The 25,707-nt window shown below is 39.1% G+C and carries 22 protein-coding genes; 17 read left to right on the top strand and 5 right to left on the bottom strand.

The features are described from left to right. Position 1: 1 nt before the first annotated feature. The 7 genes from G611_RS14335 (at position 2) to G611_RS0107990 (ending at position 9,161) form a co-directional block, all read left to right on the top strand. Complete coding sequence (locus G611_RS14335; protein WP_051195164.1) at positions 2–937, top strand: AraC family transcriptional regulator; 936 nt, start codon at positions 2–4, stop codon at positions 935–937. Between the two features lie 234 nt (positions 938–1,171). After that, positions 1,172–2,527 (top strand): ABC transporter substrate-binding protein, encoded by a 1,356-nt coding sequence (locus G611_RS0107965; protein ID WP_028243169.1) that lies wholly within the window; start codon positions 1,172–1,174, stop codon positions 2,525–2,527. A 93-nt stretch (positions 2,528–2,620) separates the two neighbouring features. Next, entirely contained in the window at positions 2,621–3,502 is an 882-nt protein-coding gene (locus tag G611_RS0107970) for a carbohydrate ABC transporter permease (protein ID WP_036948720.1), read from the top strand. A gap of 16 nt (positions 3,503–3,518) precedes the next feature. Further along, positions 3,519–4,331, top strand: coding sequence for a carbohydrate ABC transporter permease (locus G611_RS0107975; RefSeq protein WP_028243171.1), 813 nt, complete (start codon positions 3,519–3,521; stop codon positions 4,329–4,331). Position 4,332: 1 nt separating this feature from the next. After that, on the top strand, positions 4,333–7,350 hold the full coding sequence (locus G611_RS0107980; protein WP_028243172.1) for a glycoside hydrolase family 2 TIM barrel-domain containing protein: 3,018 nt from the start codon (positions 4,333–4,335) through the stop codon (positions 7,348–7,350). A gap of 103 nt (positions 7,351–7,453) precedes the next feature. Beyond that, complete coding sequence (locus tag G611_RS0107985; protein ID WP_028243173.1) at positions 7,454–7,981, top strand: DUF6106 family protein; 528 nt, start codon at positions 7,454–7,456, stop codon at positions 7,979–7,981. Positions 7,982–7,991: 10 nt separating this feature from the next. Next, the gene (locus tag G611_RS0107990) at positions 7,992–9,161 is read left to right on the top strand and encodes a galactokinase (protein WP_028243174.1); all 1,170 of its coding nucleotides are present in this window, start codon (positions 7,992–7,994) and stop codon (positions 9,159–9,161) included. 14 nt (positions 9,162–9,175) lie between these two features. Here the strand turns inward: G611_RS0107990 and G611_RS0107995 are convergent, their stop codons facing one another. Further along, positions 9,176–10,195, bottom strand: a complete 1,020-nt coding sequence (locus tag G611_RS0107995; protein ID WP_028243175.1) for a LacI family DNA-binding transcriptional regulator — start codon at positions 10,193–10,195, stop codon at positions 9,176–9,178. Positions 10,196–10,383: 188 nt separating this feature from the next. Between G611_RS0107995 and G611_RS14340 the strand changes: the two genes are divergently transcribed. Next, positions 10,384–12,120 (top strand): glycoside hydrolase family 13 protein, encoded by a 1,737-nt coding sequence (locus tag G611_RS14340; protein WP_278244507.1) that lies wholly within the window; start codon positions 10,384–10,386, stop codon positions 12,118–12,120. Between the two features lie 20 nt (positions 12,121–12,140). Here G611_RS14340 and G611_RS0108005 read toward each other — a convergent pair whose 3' ends face one another. Then, complete coding sequence (locus tag G611_RS0108005) at positions 12,141–13,037, bottom strand: PucR family transcriptional regulator (protein WP_028243176.1); 897 nt, start codon at positions 13,035–13,037, stop codon at positions 12,141–12,143. 87 nt (positions 13,038–13,124) lie between these two features. Continuing rightward, positions 13,125–14,231 (bottom strand): ABC transporter ATP-binding protein, encoded by a 1,107-nt coding sequence (locus G611_RS0108010; RefSeq protein ID WP_028243177.1) that lies wholly within the window; start codon positions 14,229–14,231, stop codon positions 13,125–13,127. Positions 14,232–14,506: 275 nt separating this feature from the next. Between G611_RS0108010 and G611_RS0108015 the strand changes: the two genes are divergently transcribed. Genes G611_RS0108015 through dnaB form a run of 3 tightly spaced genes read left to right on the top strand, consistent with a single transcriptional unit; the run spans position 14,507 to position 18,374 of the window. Next, the gene (locus tag G611_RS0108015) at positions 14,507–16,564 is read left to right on the top strand and encodes a DHH family phosphoesterase (RefSeq protein ID WP_028243178.1); all 2,058 of its coding nucleotides are present in this window, start codon (positions 14,507–14,509) and stop codon (positions 16,562–16,564) included. Beyond that, on the top strand, positions 16,561–17,007 hold the full coding sequence (rplI, locus tag G611_RS0108020) for a 50S ribosomal protein L9 (RefSeq protein WP_028243179.1): 447 nt from the start codon (positions 16,561–16,563) through the stop codon (positions 17,005–17,007). The genes G611_RS0108015 and rplI overlap by 4 nt, the downstream gene beginning before the upstream one ends. Positions 17,008–17,024: 17 nt before the next feature. After that, complete coding sequence (dnaB, locus tag G611_RS0108025) at positions 17,025–18,374, top strand: replicative DNA helicase (protein WP_028243180.1); 1,350 nt, start codon at positions 17,025–17,027, stop codon at positions 18,372–18,374. Positions 18,375–18,448: 74 nt separating this feature from the next. On the opposite strand, the gene G611_RS0108030 is transcribed toward dnaB, so the two are convergent. Then, positions 18,449–18,619 (bottom strand): DUF362 domain-containing protein, encoded by a 171-nt coding sequence (locus G611_RS0108030; RefSeq protein WP_028243181.1) that lies wholly within the window; start codon positions 18,617–18,619, stop codon positions 18,449–18,451. A gap of 319 nt (positions 18,620–18,938) precedes the next feature. Between G611_RS0108030 and G611_RS0108035 the strand changes: the two genes are divergently transcribed. Continuing rightward, positions 18,939–19,145, top strand: coding sequence for a DUF1858 domain-containing protein (locus tag G611_RS0108035; RefSeq protein WP_015550586.1), 207 nt, complete (start codon positions 18,939–18,941; stop codon positions 19,143–19,145). Positions 19,146–19,191: 46 nt separating this feature from the next. Here the strand turns inward: G611_RS0108035 and G611_RS0108040 are convergent, their stop codons facing one another. Beyond that, positions 19,192–19,941: an adaptor protein MecA gene (locus tag G611_RS0108040; protein ID WP_028243182.1), complete on the bottom strand. Its 750-nt coding sequence runs from the start codon at positions 19,939–19,941 to the stop codon at positions 19,192–19,194. A 245-nt stretch (positions 19,942–20,186) separates the two neighbouring features. Here G611_RS0108040 and G611_RS0108045 point away from each other — a divergent pair, with 245 nt between their 5' ends. The 5 genes from G611_RS0108045 (at position 20,187) to G611_RS0108065 (ending at position 25,692) form a co-directional block, all read left to right on the top strand. Next, a complete protein-coding gene (locus G611_RS0108045) occupies positions 20,187–21,479 on the top strand; it encodes a serine/threonine protein kinase (RefSeq protein WP_028243183.1) in 1,293 nt (430 codons plus the stop codon). Next, complete coding sequence (locus G611_RS0108050) at positions 21,460–22,095, top strand: hypothetical protein (protein ID WP_028243184.1); 636 nt, start codon at positions 21,460–21,462, stop codon at positions 22,093–22,095. The genes G611_RS0108045 and G611_RS0108050 overlap by 20 nt, the downstream gene beginning before the upstream one ends. Before the next feature lie 206 nt (positions 22,096–22,301). Further along, a complete protein-coding gene (locus G611_RS0108055) occupies positions 22,302–24,050 on the top strand; it encodes a glycosyl hydrolase family 18 protein (protein ID WP_051195166.1) in 1,749 nt (582 codons plus the stop codon). A 101-nt stretch (positions 24,051–24,151) separates the two neighbouring features. Further along, complete coding sequence (locus G611_RS0108060; protein ID WP_028243186.1) at positions 24,152–25,213, top strand: L-threonylcarbamoyladenylate synthase; 1,062 nt, start codon at positions 24,152–24,154, stop codon at positions 25,211–25,213. A gap of 26 nt (positions 25,214–25,239) precedes the next feature. Next, on the top strand, positions 25,240–25,692 hold the full coding sequence (locus G611_RS0108065) for a phosphotyrosine protein phosphatase (RefSeq protein WP_028243187.1): 453 nt from the start codon (positions 25,240–25,242) through the stop codon (positions 25,690–25,692). Positions 25,693–25,707: the final 15 nt, after the last annotated feature.

The raw sequence follows: 25,707 nt of genomic DNA on the forward strand, positions 1-25,707 counted from the left end.
TATGGCAAAACAAAAGAAGCAGATTGAATATAGATATTATGAAATACCAGATGGACATTATGTAATGGCTCTTCTTGGAGAGACTTGGGTTCGAAGCTATGGGGCGGAGCAGGAGAATCTGCTTCATTTCCACAACTATATGGAAATAGGCTATTGCTACTGGGGAAATGGCCAGCTTACTATTGAGGAATCCACTGTTCCATACAAGGGTGGGTTGATAACCATAATTCCTGAAAATATACCTCATGAAACAAAGAGCTACAATGAGGGAATATGTAAATGGGAGTATCTATACATCGATTTGGAGCGCTTTATTCGTAACGAGATGCAGTTTAAGCGAATGCTTCCTGAAGAGGTAATTAAGAAGCTTAATAGTCACGGTTATGTTATTCAGTGGAACCAGAACAAGGTTATGACCAACATAATCAAGAATATTATTGAGGAATACAGGGAGACAAAGCCATACTACAAGGAGGCTGTAAAAGGTTACCTAAGAGCCTTTGTGGTAGAGCTACTAAGGATTAACGAGGATATGAGTTCATCCTTAACCCTGGAGGAAAAGCGATTAAACAGCTACATTGAAAAGAGCGTTAATTATATTGCTGAGCATTATGCAGAAGAGATAAAAATGTCTGACGTGGCAAGCGAATGTGGATTGTCAGAAAGCCATTTTAGGCGTATTTTCGAGGAAAGCATGAGTATGAAGCCTTTGGATTATCTGAATATGGTTCGTATAGATAAGGCCTGCGAGATAATCCAAAACAAGGATTATGCCATGGAAGAGGTAGGATTCAGGGTAGGTTATCAGACCCCATCCACCTTCAACAGAAACTTTAAAAAGCTGACTGGAAAGACTCCATATCAGTGGAAAAAGGAAGAAAATATCTTAGGAATATCAAAAAAGAATTATCAAATCAGTGCTAAGAAAGGATGGTAGATTCGTCAAGAATCTACCATCCTTTCTTCATAGTTTCTACAAATTTTCGTGGAAAAACAATTATTTAACAATCTCAAATAGTCGAATTTGCACATTTCTAGCGCAAATATATAAGACCACCTGTTGCGCAAAACTAGTATTATGACCATATGAGGGGCGGGTACAAAACATATTATTGTGCAATATGCACAACGTACTCGCAAAATTTTTTACAAACAGTAAGGAGAATGGAGAATGAAGAGAAAGTTACTTTCACTCATGCTTGTTGGCACAATGGCTGCATCAATGGTAGCTTGCGGAAGCAGTGCTGACACAACAGACAACGCATCTAAGGATGCAGCAGATGGAGCTGCTACAGAAGCAGTTCAGTCAGATGACGAGAACACATTAACAGTTTATGCTTGGGATGAAAACTTCAACATTCCAGCACTTAAGGCAGCTGAGAAGGATTATCAGGATGTTAATCCAGATTTCAAGCTTGAGGTTATAACACAGTCACAGTCTTCAGATGTTGAGCAGGCAGTAACACTTGCAGCAGAAGCTGGTGACTATAGCACATTACCAGATATCGTGCTTTTCCAGGATCACTATTTCCAGCAGTACGTTACAAACTATCCAGATGCATGGCAGGATGCCAGCGATGCTGATTGCGATTGGAACGGACTTGGAGCTGAGAAGCTTTCATACTCTACAATCGATGGCAAGCACTATGGTTTCCCTGTAGATGCAGGTACAGCAATCTTCGCTTACAGAACAGACCTTCTTGAGCAGGCAGGCTACACAATCGATGATGTAACAGGTATTACTTGGGACGAATTCGATAAGATTGGTAAAGATGTTCAGGCTAAGACAGGTAAGTACCTCCTTTGCATGGATGGTTCAGGAAACGATTTATTCTACATGATGCTTCAGGAAGAAGGCGTTTCCCAGTTCAAAGACGGAAAGCCATACATCAAGGATAACGAAACACTTGTAAAGGTATTCAATGTTGTTGCACAGCTTGCAAAGGATAACGTTCTTTACCTTGCAAATGATTGGTCTGATTATACAGATCAGGCAATCCAGGGCGACATGGTTGCTGGTGTATTCAATGGTAACTGGATTATCCCAACAATGAAGCAGGTTTCTGAGAACTCAGGAAAGTGGGAAATCGTTCCAGCTCCAACACTTACAGGTAAGCCAGGATACGCTTCAAACGGTGGTTCTTCACTTTATATCACAGCTAACTGCAAGAAGGTAGACCTTGCTAAGGATTTCTTAGCTTACACATTTGGTGGTCGTTCAGCTGAAGACGGACAGTCTACAACATACGATGAGGCACTTCTTAACGGTGGTGTTATCGGAACATGTGCAGCAGCTGCAGAGTCAGATGTATATCAGCAGGGTGTTGATTTCTTCAACGGACAGCCAATCTACGCTGACATCGTAGAGTACACACAGAACGTAGCAACAGTAGAGCAGTCAGATTACCACTATCAGGCTAGAACACACCTTGGTACTGCACTTCAGAACGTTCTTGATAACGGATACACAACAGAGCAGGCTCTTGAGGAGGCTGAATCAAATCTTAAATTTGATATGGGACTTTAATTCAATTAGATAATGTATTTAATGGGAAGTGGTTCACCCCACTTCCCATTTTTAAAAGAAAGGGTAGACATCGTGGAGAAGAAGAAAAAGGGAATGACACTTGCAAAAAAGCAATTAGCAGCTGGCTGGTTGTTCCTTACACCAGCTACAATACTTATTTTTATAATGAGTTTTTATCCAATCGTACAGGCTTTTATCACATCATTTAAGAGTGGAAAGGGCGTTAATATCAAGTTCGCAGATCCACTAACATACAATTACCAACGAATGCTACAGGATGTAATTTTCAAAACATCGATGAAAAATACATTCCTTTATTTAATAGTAGAGGTTCCTGTTATGTTAATTTTGGCTATCTTATTAGCACAGCTTCTTAACAACAAGGACCTTAAGTTTAAAGGTATTTTTAGAACATGCATATTCTTACCATGTGCAACATCTCTTGTATCATACTCATTGATTTTCAAGTCAATGTTTGCTACACAGGGTCTTATCAACACAGTTCTTCAGAATATTGGTCTTACACATGAGAATATCAATTTCCTTGGAACAGCATCAACAGCAAGAGCAATTATCATCATTGCCCTTATCTGGAGATGGACAGGATATAACATGGTATTTTACCTTGCTGGTCTTCAGAACATTGAATATTCAGTATATGAGGCAGCTAAAATCGATGGTGCAAACGGATGGAAGACATTCTGGTACATCACAGTGCCACTTCTTAAGCCAACAATCGTTATGACAGCAATCATGTCTATTAACGGTACATTACAGCTCTTCGATGAGTCAGTAAACTTAACAAGTGGTGGACCTGCAAACTCAACAATCACAATGTCTCACTACATTTACAACCAGGCATTTGGACAGGGTGTAGGAAACCTAGGATACACATCAGCAATGTCATTTGTAGTATTTATAATGGTTGCAATACTTGCATTTATCAATCTGAAAGTAGGTGATACACGTGACTAAGAAGAAAAACAGATCAATGATTCAGCGCAGACTGATTCCTACATACATTTTCTTAATTATTTGCTCATTCATTTCGGTATTTCCACTTTACTGGATGATTGCAGCAGCAACAAATGCTTCAATTAACGTGGCAAGAGGTTCTATAGGATTTGGAAACCAATTGTTTGTTAACTTTGAGCATTTGAAAACAGCAGTACAGGGCACACTTTGGAGTAGTATGGGAAATTCCTTCCTTTACTCAATCGTGCAGACAATAGTAACACTTTTCGTATGTTCAATAGCAGGATATGGATTTGAGCTATATCATGACAAGGGAAAGGATAAATTATTTGGAATCCTTCTTCTTGCAATGATGGTACCAGCTGTAGCAACAATGGTTCCTTTGTACGGACTTGTATCAAAGGCAAAGCTCCTTAATACAGTATGGGCTTTCATCCTTCCTGGTATTTCAACACCATTTATGATTATGATGTTCAGACAGAATTCTCGTAACTTCCCACCTGACATCATGGAGGCAGCCAGAATTGATGGACTTGCTGAATGGAAAATCTTCTTCAAGATGTATGTACCTATTCAGAAATCAATCTATGCGGCAGCTGCAGTTATTACATTTATGAATGCTTGGAACGCATATATGTGGCCAAAGGTAGTAATGAGCGACAACCGTGCTCAGACAATGCCAATGTTCATTGCAAATATTTCAAGCGGTTACACAGTAGATTACGGTATGACAATGCTAGGCGTATTATTCTGCTCACTTCCTACAATGATAGTATTCTTCGTACTTCAGAAGCAGTTTGCAGAAGGAATTACAGGATCGGTAAAATAAGATGAAAAATTTCGACTATGAAATTGTAAAGGACCCAAGAATATTTGAACAAAACAGGTTAAAGGCTCATTCAGACCATGAATATTACGACAGTGAAGCCTATGCTTATGGAGAAAAATCCAGCTTTAAATATTCCCTAAACGGCACATGGAAGTTTGAATTTGCCAAAAACTATGAGTGCTGTGATAAGGATTTTTATGAGGATTCAAGGAATTGTAGAGGGTGGGACGATATTAAAGTCCCAGCCCACATACAGCTTGAAGGCTACGACAAGATAATGTACGTAAATACCCAGTATCCATGGGATGGCCATGAAGCTATTGAGCCAGGAGAGATTCCTACCATGGAAAACCCTGTGGGGAATTACGTGAAGTACTTCACACTTCCTAAAAACATGGAAGATGGCCCTGTTTATATATCATTTCAGGGTGTAGAAAGCGGCTTCGCATTATGGCTAAACGGTGGATATGTTGGCTACAGCGAGGACTCTTTTACACCAAGTGAGTTTGATCTTACTCCTTATATTCGTAAGGGTGAGAACAAGCTGGCAGTTCAGGTATTCAAATGGACTTCTGGAAGCTGGTGTGAAGACCAGGATTTCTTTAGATTTTCCGGTATCTTCAGAGAGGTTTATTTATACACGGTTCCTAAGACTCATATTAGAGATTTGCGAATACAGACACTTCTTGATGATGATTACAAGGATGCAACCTTAGTAATCGACATGGATGTTGTGGGAAGCGGCCTTGTTCAGATGACACTTTCAGATGATGATGCTGATATCCTCAGCAAAATGGCACTTGAGGAAGGCATGAATCACATGGAGGTTCATGTGAGGGAGCCAGAGCTGTGGAGCGCAGAAAATCCTTATCTTTTTGACCTTCAGCTTAACGTATTTGGTGAAACGGGTCGCCTGTCTGAGGTTATTAAGGAAAAGGTTGGATTTAGACGCTTCGAGATGAAGGATGGCATGATGCATATTAACGGGAAACGCATCGTGTTTAAGGGGGTTAATCGCCACGAATTTTCTTCATCCACAGGCCGTGTTCTGTCAGAGGAAGATATCTTAAAGGATATAATCACAATCAAGCAGAACAACATAAATGCAATTCGTACAAGCCACTATCCTAACCAGACATACTTCTACAGATTATGCGATATTTTTGGTTTATATGTTATAGATGAAACAAACTTAGAGACTCATGGAACATGGCAGACACCAATCCAAATTATGAAGGTAAAAGATGACAGCTACGCTGTTCCTGGCGATAGACCAGAGTTTACAGACAATATAATCGACAGAGCCCACAGTATGTTTGAACGAGATAAGAATCATCCATGTATTCTTATATGGTCTCTTGGAAATGAAAGCTATGGCGGCATCAATCTTCGCAAGATGCAAGAAAAAATTCATGAGTGGGATAGCACTCGTTTGGTTCATTATGAGGGAGTATTTAATGATAGACGTGTAGATTTGTCAGATATGGAATCTACCATGTATGTGCCAGTTAAGGCTATCAAGGAGTGGTTGAAGGACCACAAGGATAAGCCTTATATCAACTGCGAATATATGCATGCCATGGGTAATAGCTGTGGCGCAATGAGCAAGTATACAGAGCTTGCATACGAGGAGCCTTTATTCCAGGGCGGTTTTATCTGGGATTACATTGATCAGGCTATCACAATAAAGGATAATCGCGGTATCAAATTTGAAGGCTACGGTGGTGATTTTGATGATAGACCAAACGATGGCAGCTTCTCAGGGGATGGCATCTGCTATAGCAAAAACAGAGAGCCGAGCCCAAAGATGCAGGAGGTAAAACACGATTATCAGAACATAAAAATTACCTTCGAAGGTAATAAGGCGATAATTGAAAACCGAAATCTGTTTACAGATACAAACGAATATATAGCTATTCTAACAATAGAGCGATTAGGTGATTTAATTGCAGAGGAGGAGCTCACTATTGATTGTCCACCTCTTTCTACTACAGAGTACGAGCTAGAACTTGATTTACCAAGAGATGACGAATATATAATCACGATTTCATTTGTGCTTAAAGAGGACACTTTATGGGCTAAGAGAGGTCATGAAGTGGCTTATGGACAGACCACAGTAGGCAGATTTACATTTGAGCGCGGACAGGCGCAGAAGCTTACTGTTACACAAGGCTTCCATAACCTTGGAGTAAAGGGCGATGATTTTGAGGTATTGTTCGTTGGCGTAAAGGGCTTAAGCTCATATAAATATCACGGCAGGGAGCTATTAAAGCGCTTTGTAATGCCAAACTTCTGGCGCCCAATGACAGAAAATGATTTGGCTAATCAGTTGCCATTCAGAGCAGGCCAGTGGAAGCTTGCCAGCAAATATATTGCTACAAATCGCATGGATGATGGAATTAACGAGGTTCCACATGTAAAAGCTTCTGAGGACAGCGTAAAGGTGGTATACACATATCATCTGGCTACAAGGCCAGCTGGCAAGTGTGAGGTAGAATATATCGTTCATTCTGATGGTTTGGTAGATTGTACACTTCGCCTTCCAGCATCAACAGAAATAGGTGAATTGCCAGAGCTTTCAATGGCATTTGCACTTGATAGCAGCTTAGAAAACCTGGAATGGTACGGAAGAGGACCAGAGGAAACCTACAACGATAAATGCCACGCAAAGCTAGGAATATTTAGAAATAAGGTAGCTGACAACATGGCCAAATACTTAGTTCCTCAGGAATGTGGAAATCATGAGGATGTACGCTATGCAAAGCTTACGGATGAAAGAGGAAATGGAGTACTGTTTTTGGCTGAGGGTAATGGTTTTTCAGCATTGCCATACACAGTGCATGAAATCGACGAGGCAATGCACCCTACAGAGCTTCCTCCATCTCATTTCACGCATGTGAGAGTAGGTAAGCAAATGGGCATCGCAGGAGACGATACATGGGGCTCAAAAACACATCCAGAATTCATGCTTGATAACAGTAAGGACATGACGATTTCCTTTAGTTTTAGGGGTATTTAAGGCATAATTTATATGGTATAATGAATGTCGGCTGCAAAGGTGTGGCCGGCATTTTTTTAAAGCAAATACTTGCTTAAACTAGAAGGAAAGTTGAGGGATAATTATGTTTGAATCAAATGACACATTCGTAGAAGAGGCAGTAAAAGTAATTGAGACAGCTCAGGATAAAACAAAGAAAACAGCTGCTTCAATAATTACATTACTATTATTAGTTAGTCTTGTTACCTATTCACGAGGGTTTTTGACAATTATTATGGCGATTTTGCTCATTGCTATGGCTATATATACGATAATATTATACTCGAACAAAAACATAGAATATGAATATGACTACACAAATGGTAGCCTTGAAATCGCTAAAATCATTAACAACGAGAAGAGAAAAAAGGTTGTTACTATTGAATCAAGCGAAGTAAAGATGGTTGCAGCAACAGATACTAATGAATCACTTAAATACGACCATGTTCAGCTTAAAACTTATGATTGCAGCGCCCATGATTCAGAGCAAAAAGATTACATCTTAGTGGCTCACAGCGAGGCAAAAGGCAACGATTTTAAAGTAATATTCACACCTTCCGACAAATTGCTCAAAGCAATGGCTAAATACAACAAACACGATATATACATTTAAGGAGAATTAAATGAACGTACAAGAACTAAAGCAAATATTCGAATCAAAATTCGGCGAAGCTGGCGATATCCGAACATATTTCGCTCCAGGCCGTGTAAATCTTATCGGTGAACACACAGATTACAATGGTGGTCACGTATTTCCATGCGCACTTACAATTGGAACATACGCAGTAGCAAGAAAGCGCGAGGATAAGGTAATTAAGCTTTACTCAGCAAACATCGAAAGAGTAGGAGTTATTGAAAGCTCACTTGATGATCTTACAAACAAGGATGAGTACAACTGGGCAAACTATCCACTTGGTGTTGTTTGGGCCTTAATTGAGAAGGGTGCAGAAATTAAATCAGGATTTGAAATGGTAGTTTGGGGCAATATTCCCAACGGTTCAGGCCTTTCATCATCTGCTTCACTTGAGGTACTTACAGGCACAATGCTTAACGATATGTTTGGCCTTAACAAGACAATGATTGATTTAGCCCTTATCGGACAGTATTCAGAGAACAACTTCAATGGATGTAACTGTGGTATAATGGACCAATTTGCGGTAGCAATGGGACAAAAAGACCACGCCATTTTCCTTGACTGTGCAGATTTATCCTATAAATATGCCAGCGTAAAGCTTGATGGAGCCAAGATTGTTATCACAAATTCTAAGGTAAAGCACTCACTTGTAGACAGCGCATATAACGACAGAAGAAATGAGAGCGCTCAGGCACTTGCTGATCTTCAGACAGTATGCGGCATCAGCACTCTTGGTGAGCTTACAGACGAGGAATTCGAAAAATACGGTTCAGCTATCAAGGATGAGGTTAACTACCGCAGAGCAAAGCACGCCGTAGCTGAGAACCAGCGTACAATCAAGGCTGTTGATGCACTTAATGCTAACGATATCGAAACATTTGGAAAGCTCATGAACGCTAGCCACATTTCACTTCGTGACGATTACGAAGTATCATGTGAAGAGGTAGATTTCCTTGTAGAAACAGAGTGGTCAGTTCCAGGTGTAATCGGTGCCCGCATCACAGGCGGCGGCTTCGGAGGCTGTACAGTAGCAATCGTAAAGGATGAGGCTGTTGAGAACTTTAAAGAAACAGTAGGCAAAGCCTACAAAGAAAAATACGATCTAGATGCTGAATTCTACGTAGTAGATATCGGCGATGGCGCAAAGAGAATTGCATAAACCAAAGGGGCTTTTTACAGCCCCTTTTTTGTTGTCAATCCTTGCTTTAAGATAGGTAAGGTAGAATAACCCTGCGTTAGTAACAGAGGATTATCAATTTTACGTATGAGGGTTTGAGCGGCTTGGAATCCTAAATCAAACATATCAATGTCGACTACAGTAGGCTTAGGCTCGATAATGTTTGCGTAGGGATAGCTATCAAATGTGATAAAGGCAATATCATTAGGAACATCAAGCTTCAAATCTAAAATTCCTGCGGAAACTCCAAAAGCAATGGTGTTATTTTCACATATAATAGCCTGTGTTTTAGGATTATCGGTAAGTATTTCTTTGGTTAAGCTTCTAGCGTTAGAAATATTAGAGGAAATACTATATATATTTTCGGCCTTCAAATGTAAGCCATGGTTGATAAATGCTTTCTTAACACCCTTTAAGCGTTGATTTGAAATAAAATCAGTTCTTTTTTCTCCAATGAAAACAATATTCATGTACCCACATTCAAGCAAATGCTCTGCAGCACATTGGCCAGCTAAAACGTGATTTGTATCAATCCAACAAAGCTGATTATCCATGCTTGGACTACCGATAATCACATGAGGAAAATTTGAATCGATGATATATTTAGCAGTTTCCTCAGTCACAGCGGAACCATGTACAAGTATTCCATCTGCACAGCCCGATTGTATGGCTTGAATAACAGGGGATTCCTGTCCATCCTTCATTGATATATCCATAAGACTTAATGTGTAATCAAGGTCAGACAAGGCACTATAGGAGCCGTCCATGATTTCAAACATGTGAGGATTAAGATATGGCTCATTTTTCTTCATTGATGTAAGAAAAATAATGTTTTTAGTATTCTGTTTTGCAAAACTCACAGCCCTGGAATTTGGGGTGTAGTTCAGCTTTCTAATGGTTTCTTGCACTCTGTTAATAGTATCCTGTGAGATAGAACCCTTCCCATTAATGATTTTCGATACAGTAGAGATGGAAACCCCAGCTTCGTTTGCAACATCTTTTATAGTTACACTCATAAACCCTCCCGTAAAAAATGCACAAATTAAAAAAATAAGGATAGCGTTTTCCTACAAAAGGAAAAGAAAATATCCTAATAAACATTGAAAATACATGTCTTGTGAATTAAATTTTATGTCATGAAAGATAAATAATCAACGAGTAAGGAAAAAAGTTTCCTAAAATATATGCGAAAGGAATATGTATTTTGATATTAAGTGGTATAAGTCATGCACCTTTATCTAAGGATGCGTACATGGTTGCAGAAGATAGTCTTGTAGTATCGATAAAAGCAGCAAAGGGAGATTTAGCAAAAGTAGATTTATATTTTGGCGACAGAGTATGTCAGAAGGATCCAATAGATGTATTCAAAGTTAAGATGGAGCTTGTAGCTTCAGATATGGTAAACGATTACTTTGAATGTGAGATAAAGACAGATTATACAAGGGTATGCTATTACTTTGAGCTTACAGATTTTGCAGGTGAGAAGCTATTTTTTGATGAATATGGTTTCTCACAGAGCATAAGTACTAACAGAACTCAATATTTCCAATTCCCTTATCTAAGAAAGGAGGATATGATTTCAATTCCTGAATGGGTAAATGGAATTGTTATGTATCATATCTTTCCAGATAGCTTTGCAGATGGAAAAAGAAGTATATCTTGTGAAGAAAAAAATATACAGGAGGGCGATATCCAGTATCACTCAAATTTAGGTGGAACCATTAAGGGCATTGAGGAAAATCTAGATTATATTGCTTCACTAGGAGCAAATTGCATATATATAAATCCTATATTTAAGGCAAATTCATATCACAAGTATGACACTGTAGACTATATGGATATTGATCCATGTTTTGGCACAATTGAGGATTTTAAGAAGCTTGTAAAAGCCTGTCATAGCAAGGATATTAAGGTGATATTAGACGGCGTATTCAATCATTGCGGCCCAGATTTCTTTGCCTTTAAGGATGTTCTAAAAAATGGAGAGAAATCAAAATATGTAGATTGGTTTTATAAGCTGAGATTTCCAATCGAGACAAAGCCTATTCCGAACTACGAAGCATTTGCATACGTGGCAGCTATGCCTAAGCTGAATACAGGAAATCCAGAGGTGGAAAAATACTGCTGTGATGTGGGCAGATTCTGGATTAGAGAATGTGGAATTGATGGATGGAGAATGGATGTAGCCAATGAAATCAACCATGATTTCTTTAGGGCCTTCAGAAAGGCTATAAAAGAGGAAAATCCAGATAGCTTTTTGATTGGGGAAATCTGGGAGGATTCTACTATATGGCTCCAAGGTGACCAGTTTGATTCAACTATGAACTATACCTTTACAAATATCTGCAAGGATTTCTTCGGAACAGAAGAAATAAGCGTATCAACCTTTGACGCCAGAATTCATAAGATGAATCGCAGATATCCAAGGCAGGTAGCACTGGCGCAAATGAATTTTTTGGATACACATGATGTGCAGCGCTTTAAATCGGCCTGCAATTCGGATGAAGAAAGGCTGAAGTTGGCCCTTGCCTACATGGTATGTGCTGTTGGTATCCCATCAGTATTTTATGGAGATGAAAAGGGAATCGAGGGTACAACAGAGCCAGAATATCGCAGCCCAATGGCATGGGATAAGCAAACAGAGCTGGAAGATTATTATAGACAGTTATTGCAAGTCCGACGAAGCACTAAAGCCCTTCAAAAGGGAAACTATAAAACAGTCCTATGTGATGATGAAAAGAAGCTGTACATGTTTTCAAGGACTTATGAAGACGAAACAGCACTCATCATTTTTAATATGGGAAATAATGCGGAAGAGGTATCAATTCCAAATTATTTAAATCAAGGCTGGATAAATGCTTTATCAGGAAAGGAGGAAGCAGAAAAACAAATAGGTGTTGAGAGAAGAACAGCTTTGATATTAATTAAAAAAGGGAACTAGTTAACAGTAAAGAGCCACCATTACTTGGTGGCTCTTATATAATTGTAAAGCATTAGCGAGAGCTTTACAGTAATCGCATCTGAGAATTTTCTTACATCATATCCAGTTAAATCAGCGAATTTATCCAGGCGATAGATAAGAGTATTACGGTGAATAAACATCTTGCGGCTGGTTTCGGCTAATGATAAATCATTGTCGAAAAATGCTTCTAAAAGGTTCAAAGTTTCCACGTCAAGACCGGATAAAATGTCGAAATTGATATGGTTGTTTAAATATGTCTCAACCTCATCGGCAGGTATATTGTAAAGCAATCTGCCTAGCCCAAGGGTGCTGTATGAATAAATATGACCTGAGCTGTTAAAGATATTGCCGATGTGCATGGCAATAACAACGTCTTTGTAGGAAGAAGGTAAATCTGTAAATTTATCAGTAGGTAAATCATAAGAAACCTTAAAAGACATAAAGGCTTCTGATTCTAGCATGTCCAAGAATTCCATACAGTATTGATTAATTTCCTCAGAATCTGGCTCTTTTTCAAAGTGTACAATAAGTGCAATGTGCTTTGAATCAATCTGAACCAGTGCATCCTGCGAATCAGGAAGCAAGCTCTTTAATAAAGATACAGCCTCCTTTGAATAATCAGTCTGGCTTTCCAGATAGAAAACCATGCGAACAGCATTTTCATCAATGTGGAAGCGATGAATGTAGGCTGCAGCGTCCGAATAAGAAAGCTCTCTGGTAAGGAAAGCCCTGTAGAAGGAGCTTTTAGAATCAAGCACATTGAATCTAACAACCATTTCCTTAAGCTTATTTATAGTTTCATCATCTGAAAGTTCAGAATCAGATATTTCAAAATTAATTCCAGTAGCCTTTGATAATTGCTCTAATAATTTTTGCTTTTTCTCTTCAAAATTCATTTCAATACCCCAATAAAAAGATAGCAACATTATAGCATAAAAAAACTGGATGCGAGTGCATCCAGTCTTTTTTTATATGGCTAAGTATTAGTTAGCAATTGTAAGCTCTGTATCCTTATCGAAGAAGTGAGCCTTCTCCATATCAAGAGCAAACTTAACTGTGTCGCCACCTCTAGCTGTTGTACGTGGGTCAACTCTTGCTGTAACCTGAGTTCCAGCATAATCGAAGTATAAGTAAACTTCTGCACCAAGAAGCTCGTATACAGAAATCTTAGCTTCGATAACTGAAGCAGACTGTGTATCAACGAAGATCTGTGAATCATGTATATCTTCTGGACGGATACCAAGGATTACAGACTTGTTAGCATAACCAGCATCCTTAAGTGTCTTTGTCTTTGCTGGTGGAATCTGAAGGCTAGAACCGTTAACCTGGATAGCTGAGCAATCAGCGTTAAGTGTTCCCTCAAGGAAGTTCATCTGAGGTGATCCGATGAATCCAGCAACGAAGAGGTTGCATGGCTTCTGGTAAAGGTTAGCTGGTGTATCGATCTGCTGAACAACACCGTCCTTCATAACTACGATTCTTGTACCAAGTGTCATAGCCTCTGTCTGATCATGTGTAACGTAGATCATTGTTGCTCCAAGTGAATCATGAAGCTTAGAAATCTCTGTTCTCATCTGAACACGAAGCTTAGCATCAAGGTTTGAAAGAGGCTCATCCATAAGGAATACCTTAGGGTTACGAACGATTGCACGACCCATAGCAACACGCTGTCTCTGACCACCTGAAAGAGCCTTTGGCTTTCTGTCAAGAAGCTTCTCAAGGTCAAGGATTCTAGCTGCCTCACGTACCTTCTTGTCGATTTCATCCTTTGGTACCTTACGTAACTTAAGACCAAATGCCATGTTATCGTAAACTGTCATATGTGGGTAAAGAGCGTAGTTCTGGAATACCATTGCGATATCTCTGTCCTTAGGCTCTACGTCGTTCATTACCTTACCGTCGATGATAAGCTCACCATCTGAAATCTCCTCAAGTCCAGCAATCATACGAAGTGTTGTAGACTTACCACAACCTGAAGGTCCTACAAAGATGATGAATTCCTGATCCTTGATGTCAAGGTTGAAATCCTTAACAGCGTGGAAGCCATTAGGATATCTCTTGTTAATGTTTTTTAATTGAATGTCTGCCATTGTAAAAATCCTCTCTTTTGTTTAAATCTATTTGGGAATCTCCCTTTAACTATCTACGATTATAAAAAATGGAGAAATTGTGAACAATGTTAGAATAACCAAAAATAACAAAATCCTTTCGTTATTTTGACAAGCCTATGTCAAAACTGCACAAATATAGAGTGCTGAAATTGAGCATTTACACTATAGTTAAAGATATAATGTATATAAAAGAATGGTTAGTGTGGTATAATACATTGGAGTATATATATTAATAACATAGGGAGATTGTTATTATGGAAGAGAGTAAATATAATAAGCGTTTAAAACGATATCTAAGATTCCCTCTGTACATGCTTATTATCTTTTTAATAGGCTGTATCGTGGTAAGCTTTGTAGATACAAAAATAGCAGGAATAATGACTTCATTCGTCTTTTTATATGGAATCATTTGCTACATATATTACAGGGCTAATCTTAAATCTTTCAAAAACACAATTGTAGATTATGCTGTTCACTATGGAACTGTTCAAAAGGAGCTCATTAAGAACTTCCGCTTGCCTTACGTTTTGTTGGATTCAACAGGCAAAATTATATGGATGAACGAAGAGTTTACAGACCTGGTGGACAAAAGCAAAACTTATAACAAATCAATAACAGGTATATTTTCAGAAATTACCCGTGAAGGCATAGATCATGCTAAGGATGATAACTTTGATCTTCATATTGAATATAATGATAGAAAATATTTGGCATGCTTGCAGAGATTAGACATGAGAGAGCCTCTTTCTGGTGGAAACATTCCAGTCGAGATGGAAGAATCTCAGGATGGAATGGTAGCCATCATTCTTTTTGATGAGACAGATATTCAGGCTACCAAGGCAAAGATTAACGACCAGTCAATGGTCATGGCTCTTCTATATGTAGATAACTATGATGAAGTTTTTGATCAGGTAGAAAATGCTAAACGTTCAATGCTTTTAGCTTTATTGGATAGAAAGATTAACAAGTATTTTGGCGAGGCAAATGCCATCGTTAGACGTCTTGAAAAAGACAAATATTTAATCGTTTTCCAGCACAAATATTTACAGCAGTTTGAAGAGGATAAGTTCTCACTTGTTGAAGATATCACCACTCTTAAGATGGGCAACGATAAAGAAATCACTATCAGTATCGGTGTTGGTCTTGGCAGTGATAATTACACACAAAAGGCTCAATATGCACACGTGGCAATAGATTTGGCATTGGCCAGAGGTGGTTGCCAGGTTGTTGTTAAGAACGGCCAGAATGTTTCTTATTATGGTACACACGGTAAGGAAGTGGAACGTACCACACGTGTTAAAGCAAGAGTTAAGGCTCAGGCTCTCAGGGAATTAATGGAAACCAGAGAGCGAATCATCGTTATGGGCCACAATTTATCAGATGCAGATTGCTTAGGTGCATCTGTAGGCGTATACTGCGCAGGCCGCGAAATCGGCAAGCCAGTAAACATCGTAATCGACACAATTACAAGTTCTATGCGACCAGTGGTTGAGTCCTTTACTGAAAGAGAAGAATATCCTGATGATATGTTTATCACCAGCGAGCAGGCGCTTAATTTGTGCAATGACAACACACTTATCATGGTTGTGGATACAAACCGACCAAGCTACGTGGAATGTCCAGGACTTCTTGCAAAGAACAAAAATATAGTAGTAATCGACCATCACAGACAGGTGGAGGAAACAATTGAAAACCCAATTCTTTCCTACATCGAGCCTTATGCATCATCTGCTAGTGAGATGATTGCTGAAGTTTTGCAGTATTTTGCAGACAAAATCAACATCAACCCAACAGAGGCTGATTGTATTTATGCTGGTATCCTTATTGATACTAACAACTTTATGACAAAAACTGGTGTCCGTACATTTGAAGCAGCAGCTTTCCTTCGCCGTAATGGTGCCGAGGTTACTCGTGTTAGAAAGATGCTTCGTGAAAATATGGAAACCTACAAGGCACGTGCTGAAATCGTTAGAAACGCAAGAGTTTACAGAGATGCATTTGCTATTGCAGAATGCGAACCAGATGGAAATCTTGAAAGTCCTACAGTTGTTGGCGCACAGGCAGCCAATGAGCTTTTAAATATCGTAGGAATAAAGGCTTCCTTTGTTCTTACAAAGTTTATGGACAAGATTTTCATAAGCTCTCGTTCAATCGATGAGATAGATGTACAAAGAATTATGGCACGTCTAGGCGGTGGTGGCCATGTAAATATTGCCGGCGCCCAAATCCAAAACAGAACATTAGAAGAGGTTCGCGAGGACCTTGAAGTTACAATAGATAAAATGCTAGAAGAAGGAGAAATCAGACTATGAAAGTAATATTACTTGCTGATGTAAAATCACTTGGTAAGAAGGGGGAGGTAGTAGAAGTTAGCGAAGGCTATGCAAGAAACATGTTGTTCAAGAAAAAGCTTGGTGTTGAGGCTACGAACGCAGCGCTTAACGACCTTAAGCTTCAGAATAAGCACGATGAAAAGGTAGCTCAGGAAAACTATGAGGCCGCTTTGGCATTTGAAAAGGAAATTGCTGAGTGGAAGGTTGAGACCAAAATCAAAACAGGAGAAGGCGGACGTACCTTCGGTTCAGTATCTACAAAGGAAATCGCTGAAGCAGCTAAGAAGCAGTACGGCAAGGAAATCGATAAAAAGAAAATCGTCCTTGAGGATCCAATCAGAGCCCTTGGTACATACGAGGTTAAGGTTAAGCTTCATCCAAAGGTAACAGCTACACTGCGCGTTCATGTGTCAGAACTATAATATTAGGGGAATAATTAATGGAAGACGTAATCAAACGACAAATGCCTAATTCTCTAGAGGCAGAGCAGTCTGTTATTGGTTCGATGATTGTAGATAGGGACGTTATTGTGGAATGTTCAGAGATCCTTATTAAGGATGATTTCTATCACCAACAGTACGGAATGCTTTTTGAAGCCATTGTTGAGCTTTACAACGCTGGCGAGCCTGTAGATGAGGTAACATTGCAGAACAAGCTTAAGGAAAAGGGAGTTCCACCAGAATTTGCCTCCTTGGAGTTCATACAGGAATTGGTATTGGGCGTTCCTACAACAGTAAACGCCAAAAGCTATGCCAATATCGTAAAGGATAAGGCAGTACTTCGAAATATCATTAAGGTAAATCAGAATATCGAGAACATGTGCTTTGAAGGTTCAGAAGAGGTTGATACCATCCTTAATCAGACTGAGCATGACATATTCGCCCTGGTTCAGAACCGTGGAAACACAGACTATGTGCCAATCAAGCAGGTTGTTATGAATGCCATTGCAAAGATTGAGCAGGCATCAAAGCAACGAGGCGTAGTTACTGGTATTCCAACAGGCTTCATTGATTTGGACAGACAGACTGCAGGCTTGCAGCCATCTGACCTTATTCTTATTGCGGCCCGTCCATCAATGGGTAAAACAGCCTTCGTTCTTAACCTGGCACAGCATATCACTATCCATGAGCATTTATGCGCAGCCATATTCTCACTGGAAATGTCAAAGGAGCAGCTGGTTAACCGTCTATTCGCCTTGGAATCAAGGGTGGATGCCCAGAAGCTTCGTACCGGTAATCTGCAGGAAGCAGATTGGGAAAACCTTATCGAAGGTGCTGGTAAAATCGGTAATTCAAAGCTTATTATCGATGATACACCAGGTATCTCAATTGGAGAGCTTCGTAGTAAATGTAGAAAATTCAAGATGGAATTTGGTCTTTCCATTATTATCATCGACTACTTGCAGTTGATGTCAGGTAATGGAAAATCAGAAAGTAGACAGCAGGAAATCTCAGAGATTTCTCGTTCGCTAAAGGGCCTTGCCAGAGAGCTGAATGTACCAGTTATTGCACTGTCACAGCTTTCCCGTGCCGTTGAGCAGCGTCCAGATCATCGTCCAATGATGTCTGACCTTCGTGAATCCGGTGCCATCGAGCAGGATGCCGACGTGGTTATGTTCATCTACCGTGATGATTACTATAACCACGATACAGAACTTAAGAATGTATCAGAAATCATCGTAGCTAAGCAACGTAACGGTCCTATCGGAACCATCGAGCTTACTTGGTTACCTGAATACACTCGTTTCGCAAATCGCGACCGTAGCCAGTATTCAAATCATGATGAATAAAGTAATAAAAAAAGAGCATCGCGAAAGCGATGCTCTTTTTAACCGGTTTTCTTGATTAAGTTATTACTTAATGATTAGCCCTGAGCGATAGCGCCTGTTGGGCAAACACCTGCACAAGTACCACAATCAACACATGCACCTGCATCGATGTTGAACTGTGAATCTCCCTGAGAGATAGCTCCTACTGGGCACTCAGGCTCGCATGTACCACATGATACACATGAATCAGAAATTACGTATGCCATAATAAAATTCCTCCTTAAATATAATTAATAAAAATTATCAATTACGAGTTGATGTCCTTATAATACATCTAAATTGTGTCTAAATCAAGGACAAAATTAAATTTTTAAAAATATAGCTAAAATCAAGGGGGAGAGCAGTTCACACAAACTAACTTCTGTTGATTTAGGCTAACATAAGTTTAAATTGTGTACACAACTTAGTTGTAAACAAACTAACCTATTTATTAACTATGTATTAACAATACCTATAATCAATTGCGAAAAATCGAAATACATGGTATCATCAATTGAAATCAAATCAAGAAAGGAAGTATTTGAAATGGCAAGAGTATCAAAGGCAACAATGATTGGTGAGCTTCTTCAGATCGATGCTGACGTAGCACCTATTTTACTTAATATCGGCATGCACTGTCTCGGATGTCCATCATCTCAGATGGAAACAATTGAGGAGGCAGCTATGGTACACGGTATCGATGCTGATGATCTTGTAGAAGAGATTAATACATTCTTAGATTCAAAGGCTTAATGAGCAAATAAAAAGAACCAGAAGCTTCTGGTTCTTTTTTGTTTGCTTAAATTGTGGCGAGCTTTTGAATTGCATCGCCCTCAGCCATTATTTCGTAATGCTCTGACATGTATTGGCTTGTGCCAACTACATAGTTCTGTTGGTTGCTGTATTCTGATAAGATATTGCAAACCTTATTGTAGGTCTCGGCTGAGTCTTCAGACTTGCTAACTACTAAATAGTATTTGTTGTCAAATGGACTCTTGTAGAGAGAATTCTTTCCAGTGTAAAAACCTGCTAGAACATCTGATAATCTAATGACATCATCAAGATTGTCAAAAACAAACATCTTAGTAATGTCTACAGGTAAGCCTTCCTTGGCTGCTGCTTCTGGTGAAGCGGCTATAGCCTTCTGAGCCTTTTCTATTAGGCTGTTAAAGATATTTAAAATGTCATCAGCTGCTGATTCGTTGAATGGTTTAGCTGGTGCATTGGTAACATCCATATCATCATCATCGAAATCGTCATCATCTTCAGAGAATCTGGAAAAACGTGTATCTAACTCATCAGGATTCTCTACCTTAGTAACAAGTAGAATAATGGATTCGGATGAAAGTGGTATAGCTTCTATCATAAGCGGAATATCTTCTGCTTCGAAACCGTACTGGTATGCAGCCTGTTCCATAAGCTCTCTAAAAAGCTCTCTGGCTTTGGCTGAGCCGTAAGCAAGCTCTGATAGCTTGATGTGGCGGCTGATTAAATCTTCTCTCGAAAGAGTGCATCTGATCTGGTTCTCGTTGATTCTTTCAATCTTCATAAAAATCACCTCCCGAATCGAAATAAGATGCGTCTTAAGCAAATTTCTTATTCGAATTATATATATATTATATCGGAATGTAAAGGAGAGAAGCTATAGAAATCGTGATAAAAATATTAAATTTTTATAAAATTACACCGTTATATAAAAGTGATAAAAAATAAATTAGGGGTTGCAATGTAATTTTATATGTGATATAAACTTATCTGCAAGATGCCTTTCCGAAAGGAAGGAGCTGATGTAATATGATACCTGATGGTATTTCAGACAGGTACGACATAGTTCAGATACTGCAAGAAACAGCAGCTACAGCAGTATTAATTGTCAATTACAAAAAGATAGGAGCATTAAGGATTCTTAAGGCTATTCACAGGGCACATCCTAATGCACACAGCATCCTATCCGAAGCACATCTTTTACAAGGGATTAAATCATCCCAAATACCCACCATTATAAGCGTAGAAGATACAGATGAAATGTATTATTTGGTTGAGGAATATGTAGAGGGTCAATCTCTGCGGGAGTATCTGTTAGATACAACAATCACCAAGGAAACGCTATTAAATATTGCTATAAGTCTATGCAATGTTATAGAGGCTTTGCATAATGCCGATGGAGGACCAATTCTTTATCGAGATATGAAGCCTGAGCATGTAATATTGCAGAATGATACTGTACGTCTAATTGATTTTGGCATTGCAGTTAGGAAATCTGAAGCAGCAAAGGCAAGGCCCCTAGGCACTATTAATTGGGCTGCACCAGAACAACTGAAGGCTGGTCCTTTAGATGAGCGATGCGATGTTTTTGGCGTAGGCAAGATTTTGGAATATATGCTAAATAACAGTTTTGAAAAAGATGATTATAGATTAAGAAAACTGGTAAGTCAGGCGACTGATGAAGATATACAAAATAGAATCAAATCTATCACAATATTAAAAAATCGATTGCTTGAATTGCAGGGAAAAACAAATAAAAAATATGCGGATAAAAGGGATCTTTGCAAAAAAATAGCAGTAGTGGGCACGTCTCACGCTGTAGGTGCAACAAGAATAGCCATAAATATGTGTAGGTTTTTGAACAAAAAGGGAACTGATGCATATTACAAGGATGAAAAGGGCAATAACGTTCATAACCTAATGGAAAATTTTGATGGTGCAAAAATAAAGGATGGAATTTTATACCACGATAATTTCAGAGGCATTCTTAATTATGGAGAAGCCGTTGAAACACAAAAGCCTCCTAAAGGTGTATACCTAATTGATTGTGGGGTAGATATGGAAGCAGCCTTAGATTGCGATAAGATTATCGTAATTGCTGGCGGAGCTTTGTGGCAAAAGCAGTGTTTCCCGGATTGGATAGGTGATAAAACCGTAACATTAATAGGAAATATGTCGGGAAAGCTAAGTATGATAAAGCTAGCCAAAAGCCTTAAAAAGAAGGTTTATATGTATCCACATTCTACAAGCATCATGGGATTATCCAAAGAAGAGGAAAGGATTATCCAAAAGATATTGCAGGATGAAAAACTTTGCTATTAAACTATTTCGACGTAAAATGTCGACAAAAAATTTAAAATTTACAAAACAAAACAAAAAGATCGTAGGAGTAATTGGCGCATCACCAAAAATGGGAGTAACCCATTTATCCTTAAGCATTGCAAATTTCTTATGTTCAGCCTTAAAGAAGAAGACTTTATATATAGAACTTTGTGATGATAGTCAGTTGCTTGCGGTTGTGGGCGATAGGCAGATTAACTTTGATGATCATACGGGATTTTTGTACAAGGGGGTTACCTATGTGCTTGCCTGTGATGTGGATGAAGCCATGCAACTAATAGATAGCTGGGAAGGATTTATAGTAGTTGATTTTGCTAGTTACTCAAAAACTAATAGCATTGTTTTTCAAAGATGCGATACAAGGATATTGATTGGTTCGATGACGCCATGGTGCCAGCGTAATGTGTACCAAATTGCAACTAAACTGAAAGGAGATTGTATGGAAGATATTTCATATATTAATTTAAAAAACGACAAATCCGAACGGGTTTTAATAAAAAAAGAATTTAAGTGGAATGCTTTCGTCAGACCAATCATTGATAATCCTTTTCGATTAAAGGAAAGTGACTTTGAACCTTTGATTCAAATTATAAAGTAGCTGCCAAAATTTTATTTCCTAGAGATTTCAATATCGTCAACGGAATCAATTAAAAAGATTAGACAATATATTTTTTTATGATAGGAATGAATTTTTTAGAGGGCGTTAAGCCCTCTTTTTGGCGTAGTGAAATATTGGGCGAAAAGTGGAATTTATACCGTTATTTTGGTATACTTTAACGGAATATAGATATAAGGGAGATGCTTATGAGCTATCGACATAATACACATAACAGAAGAAGAAAAAAGAGATATAGAGTACCTAGAGGCTACATATATATAGCAATAGGTTTGATGCTTTTTGCAGTATTAATTGTGGGAGTTTACGCAATTAAGAAATACACACCAACCAAGGAGCATGTTGAACTGAGCCAATACTTCACATTAACCCACGAAGCGGAAGCGGCAGTGGTACTTAACAGTGAATACATGGAGCCTGCTGAGGATTTGTCTCATGGCTACGCTATGGTAGACAGCGGTAAGGTTTATTTTGAGCTTGGATTTGTAAAGGATTATTTAGATGATGGATATGTTTACGATCCATCTGAAATAACTCTTAGATACGCAACCGACTCTGAAATATACACAGCTACACTTGGAAGCAACAGCTATCTTGTGGACAAGTCCAACAATTCATTGGATAACAACATAGTAATCGCAAAGGATGATACAGTGTTTATCTTGGCTGATTACATGCAGCTTCTTACAGATTTCCAGTATACATATTTTGAAAATCCAGATAGAGTTGTGGTAGAACCAGCTGGCTTTAAAAAGCAGACAGCTACAGCAAAGGGTAAGACACAGATAAGAATCTTAAATGGCCCAAAGAGCCCTATCTTGGAAGATGTAACAAAGGGTGAAAACATTACAGTAGTCAGAGATACAGGCAAATGGAGCTTTGTTGTATCTGAAAACGGTGTTTTGGGCTACATGAAAAACAACAAGATTTCAGATCAGAAGGAAGTAACCGTTGAGGCAACACTTCCTGAAAGAACCTATAATCACATCAACACAGGTAAAGAAATATCTTTGTTGTGGCACCAGGTAACATCACAGGCTGCAAACGCCGATGTTGCAAGTGTGTTGGCAGATTCAGGCAAGGTAAATGTAATCTCTCCAACATGGTTTCATTTGAACGATAACAAAGGTGGAATTGCTTCAATTGCAAGCAGTAGCTACGTAAGCACTTGCCATGCAGCAGGTGTTCAGGTATGGGGACTTATCAGTAACCTTGAAGATGAAAGTGTTGATACAACAACAGTTTTAAACACAACTAGTGCAAGAGATACTCTTGTAAATAACCTGATTGCACAGGCAATCACATACGGATTAGACGGTATAAACATTGATATTGAACAGTTGGCTGGTGCAGCTTCAGATGGTTACATTCAGTTCATCAAGGAGCTTTCAATCAAATGTGAAAAGAACGATATCATATTGTCAGTAGATAATTATGTGCCAACAGCATCTTCTGCTGGCTACAACCGCAAGGAACAGGCTAAATATGCTGACTATGTAATCATCATGGGTTATGATGAGCACTACAATGGTAGCGAGGAAGCAGGTTCAGTTGCATCTGTTGGCTGGGTTGAACAGGGTGTAAAGGATACACTTGAGGAGGTTCCAGCTAACCAGGTTGTTCTTGGAATGCCTTTCTACTGTAGAGTTTGGGAAGTTGCAGAAGATGGCGCACTTTCAAGCAAAACATACGGTTTAAATGCAATTCAAAGTTACCTTAAGACTAACGGAGTCTCAACAACATGGGACGACGCGACAGGCCAGTATTATGGCGAATACGTAAAAGAGAACACAACATACAAGGTATGGGTAGAGGATGAAGCTTCACTAGAGGAGAAGCTTAAGGTTATGGATAATTATGGATTAGCTGGCGGCGCATTTTGGAAGAAAGGTTTTGATAACACAGCCGCATGGAACGTAATAGCAAAATATTTATAATCATGTAATTGGTTAAAAGACACAGAAAAATCACGGTTTTTAAAGTTTTGTGACGTTTTAAAGGGTTTGTGTTATAAAGTAAAAGTGTTATAATTTTGAGTATGATTACTAGGATTATGGATGTATCAACTGAGCCTTTGAATATGGAATATATTAAAGAGGCATCAGAGATATTAAGAAACGGCGGATTGGTAGCTTTTCCAACCGAAACAGTATATGGATTAGGTGGAGATGCTACAGATAAAGAGGCATCGCGAAAGATATATGCAGCGAAGGGTCGTCCATCGGATAACCCACTTATTGTGCACATCGCGAAGTTCTCACAATTAGAGGCTATATCAACTGATTTACCTGAAAATGCTAAAAAGCTTGCGGACGCTTTTTGGCCAGGACCACTTACAATGGTAGTTAACAAAAACGAAGTTGTTCCTTATGAAACAACAGGTGGTCTTGATACAGTAGCAGTAAGAATGCCAAACAATCCAATTGCACTTGCACTTATAGAAGAAAGCGGATGTATGATAGCAGCACCAAGCGCTAATACATCTGGCCGTCCAAGCCCTACAAAGGCAAGCCATGTATATGAGGATTTGTCTGGCAAAATTGAAGCCATATTAGATGGCGGTTCAGTGGACATAGGTCTTGAATCTACAATCGTAGATTTGACAGAGGATGTGGTGACAATCCTTCGCCCAGGCTATATCAATATGGATATGCTAAGAGAGGTGGTAGGAGAGGTCAGAATGGACCCAGGCATTGTTTACAATGACAAGGGAACCACATCAGGTGCTAGGCCAAAGGCGCCTGGCATGAGATATAAGCACTATGCACCAAAAGGAGACTTAACTATTATCTCAGGGGAAGAAGATGTAGTAGTTTCCACAATTAATCAAATGACAAAAGAAGCTCTTGCCAAGGGACAGCGAGTAGGTGTTATCGCTACATCTGAATCAGCGGATAGATATTCAGATGGCCACGTACTTGTTATTGGAGACAGAGCAGATGAAGGAAGCATAGCTCATAATCTATACGCCATCCTTCGTCAGTTTGATGAGATTGGTGTAGATGTAATCTATTCAGAAAGCTTTGCTACTCCTAAGATGGGACAGGCAATTATGAACAGATTGCTTAAGGCTGCAGGCCAAAAGACAATAGAAGTATAGTGGTATAGCAGTCAGGAGATAATGGAATGAAAGAAATTAATAGAGTGATTTTTGCTTCGGGAAGCGGAACCTCTAGGGCGCCAATGGCTGCGGCAATATTCCACAGTATTGAGCACACAAGGCCTATTATTTGTGAGGCTAGAGGCTTGATTGTTCAGTTTCCAGAGCCGCTTAATCAGAAGGCTGAAGCAATACTTATCAGTAATGGAACCACGCTGAAGGATTATTCTTCCAAGCAATTGATGGATTCGGATTTCTCCGAAAACACTCTTGTAATAACTATGGAGGAAAGCCAGAGGCAAAAAATATTAAATGAATATACGAATGCCAATGAGGAAAACACTCGCCTTTTAAATGAGCTTGTTGGGGACGAGCTTGAGGTGATGGATCCTTATGGTGGTTCAGTACAGACATATGGGCTGTGCTACGAAGTCTTAAAGGCATCAATAGAGAAGTTAATGAGGGTTATTTCTGCATAAATTATATAGGTATTG

Source organism: Pseudobutyrivibrio ruminis AD2017 (genome assembly GCF_000424305.1).
Taxonomy (GTDB): domain Bacteria; phylum Bacillota; class Clostridia; order Lachnospirales; family Lachnospiraceae; genus Pseudobutyrivibrio; species Pseudobutyrivibrio ruminis_B.

Excerpts from the sequence above, each read along its gene's own strand:
- G611_RS0107965 (WP_028243169.1), top strand. The coding sequence starts at position 1,172 with ATGAAGAGAAAGTTACTTTCACTCATGCTTGTTGGCACAATGGCTGCA.
- G611_RS0107980 (WP_028243172.1), top strand. The coding sequence starts at position 4,333 with ATGAAAAATTTCGACTATGAAATTGTAAAGGACCCAAGAATATTTGAA.
- G611_RS14335 (WP_051195164.1), top strand. The coding sequence starts at position 2 with ATGGCAAAACAAAAGAAGCAGATTGAATATAGATATTATGAAATACCA.
- G611_RS0108040 (WP_028243182.1), bottom strand. The coding sequence starts at position 19,941 with ATGAAGATTGAAAGAATCAACGAGAACCAGATCAGATGCACTCTTTCG.
- G611_RS0108010 (WP_028243177.1), bottom strand. The coding sequence starts at position 14,231 with ATGGCAGACATTCAATTAAAAAACATTAACAAGAGATATCCTAATGGC.
- G611_RS0108015 (WP_028243178.1), top strand. The coding sequence starts at position 14,507 with ATGGAAGAGAGTAAATATAATAAGCGTTTAAAACGATATCTAAGATTC.
- G611_RS0107995 (WP_028243175.1), bottom strand. The coding sequence starts at position 10,195 with ATGAGTGTAACTATAAAAGATGTTGCAAACGAAGCTGGGGTTTCCATC.
- G611_RS0108035 (WP_015550586.1), top strand. The coding sequence starts at position 18,939 with ATGGCAAGAGTATCAAAGGCAACAATGATTGGTGAGCTTCTTCAGATC.
- G611_RS0108065 (WP_028243187.1), top strand. The coding sequence starts at position 25,240 with ATGAAAGAAATTAATAGAGTGATTTTTGCTTCGGGAAGCGGAACCTCT.
- G611_RS0107990 (WP_028243174.1), top strand. The coding sequence starts at position 7,992 with ATGAACGTACAAGAACTAAAGCAAATATTCGAATCAAAATTCGGCGAA.
- rplI (WP_028243179.1), top strand. The coding sequence starts at position 16,561 with ATGAAAGTAATATTACTTGCTGATGTAAAATCACTTGGTAAGAAGGGG.
- G611_RS0108060 (WP_028243186.1), top strand. The coding sequence starts at position 24,152 with ATGATTACTAGGATTATGGATGTATCAACTGAGCCTTTGAATATGGAA.
- G611_RS0108030 (WP_028243181.1), bottom strand. The coding sequence starts at position 18,619 with ATGGCATACGTAATTTCTGATTCATGTGTATCATGTGGTACATGCGAG.
- G611_RS0107975 (WP_028243171.1), top strand. The coding sequence starts at position 3,519 with ATGATTCAGCGCAGACTGATTCCTACATACATTTTCTTAATTATTTGC.
- G611_RS0108050 (WP_028243184.1), top strand. The coding sequence starts at position 21,460 with ATGAAAAACTTTGCTATTAAACTATTTCGACGTAAAATGTCGACAAAA.
- G611_RS0108055 (WP_051195166.1), top strand. The coding sequence starts at position 22,302 with ATGAGCTATCGACATAATACACATAACAGAAGAAGAAAAAAGAGATAT.
- G611_RS0107970 (WP_036948720.1), top strand. The coding sequence starts at position 2,621 with ATGACACTTGCAAAAAAGCAATTAGCAGCTGGCTGGTTGTTCCTTACA.
- G611_RS0108005 (WP_028243176.1), bottom strand. The coding sequence starts at position 13,037 with ATGAATTTTGAAGAGAAAAAGCAAAAATTATTAGAGCAATTATCAAAG.
- G611_RS0107985 (WP_028243173.1), top strand. The coding sequence starts at position 7,454 with ATGTTTGAATCAAATGACACATTCGTAGAAGAGGCAGTAAAAGTAATT.
- G611_RS0108045 (WP_028243183.1), top strand. The coding sequence starts at position 20,187 with ATGATACCTGATGGTATTTCAGACAGGTACGACATAGTTCAGATACTG.
- dnaB (WP_028243180.1), top strand. The coding sequence starts at position 17,025 with ATGGAAGACGTAATCAAACGACAAATGCCTAATTCTCTAGAGGCAGAG.